Genomic DNA, 443 nt, shown 5'->3' with positions numbered 1-443 from the left:
ATATTGTTCAGCTGTTCTTTAGCTTTTGCCAGCTCATTGAACCGGAAGAAGGTTTCCATCAGCCGTAGCCCGGAGTATTTCTTTATGCCTGACCCAAACCGGGCGTTCAGCCCTTTTCTGCATTTCAGGATTTTATATCTCAATAATACGTTTCTTTTCATAATGAGTTTTTTTGATTAAACATGATTTTTCCTGCACCATCAGCTTTAACCTGCTGGTGTAATAATTTTACTGACTGTAAAGGAGGAAGCCTTCCAATTCTGAACTTCCTGCCTGTACAGGTCATATGATTGAATTTGTGTTCCCGTGAAAGCATTGAAGCCGCAATAGGTTGTACACCCTATTGTAAGTATCATGATACTTTATGTGTAAAGCGGCTTAGAAAATAGTTGTAGAAAACGGGACAGCATGAAAATAAAAACGGCATGAGACTCTACAATATC

Annotated in this window: 1 protein-coding gene; it reads right to left on the bottom strand. The window is 39.1% G+C overall.

Annotation, left to right across the window (positions count from 1 at the left end; translation table 11 throughout):
- Positions 1 to 206 precede the first annotated feature (206 nt).
- Entirely contained in the window at positions 207 to 356 is a 150-nt protein-coding gene (locus DRF59_RS20860) for a hypothetical protein (protein WP_157967483.1), read from the bottom strand.
- Positions 357 to 443: the final 87 nt, after the last annotated feature.

Origin of the sequence: Chryseobacterium flavum (assembly GCF_003385595.1) — a bacterium.
GTDB lineage: Bacteria > Bacteroidota > Bacteroidia > Flavobacteriales > Weeksellaceae > Chryseobacterium > Chryseobacterium flavum.
This window is presented reverse-complemented; position numbering and strand designations above follow the sequence as displayed.

Excerpts from the sequence above, each read along its gene's own strand:
- DRF59_RS20860 (WP_157967483.1), bottom strand. The coding sequence starts at position 356 with ATGATACTTACAATAGGGTGTACAACCTATTGCGGCTTCAATGCTTTC.